1 protein-coding gene is annotated in these 341 nt (G+C 40.2%); it reads right to left on the reverse strand.

Translation table 11 applies throughout. The features are described from left to right. Window positions 1–53: 53 nt before the first annotated feature. Window positions 54–341, reverse strand: a 288-nt coding sequence (locus tag AB4496_RS26145) for a hypothetical protein (protein WP_372132805.1), incomplete at its 5' end; no start/stop codon positions are given.

Below are 341 nucleotides of genomic sequence, written 5' to 3' on the forward strand. Positions count from 1 at the left end.
AACTAAATTTAGCTATTGTTAAACTGAACTCAGCGCTTTTCATTCCTTTACGTTTACCAAGTGATTTGTGATCCGTCACTTGCAACGACTTGTTGCAGCGGCGCTTGACCATCATAAAACCAGATCTCAATTAACAGAATATCTTCGCTTAGCGGCGCCGAAAAGTTGGACGTAAATGTACCGTTGTCTAAAGGGCCTCCAATGACCTTACTTGAATAATCAGGCTTGTAAGTTAAGTCTGTCCTTGTGGTAAATCGACTATATACGGATACGAACGAACGATCGGTTGAGATGTGGCTGATATCAATATTGAGGTCAAATTGATCTACAGAGTTATAATC

Source organism: Vibrio sp. 10N.222.46.A1 (genome assembly GCF_041473595.1).
Lineage (GTDB): Bacteria > Pseudomonadota > Gammaproteobacteria > Enterobacterales > Vibrionaceae > Vibrio > Vibrio tasmaniensis_A.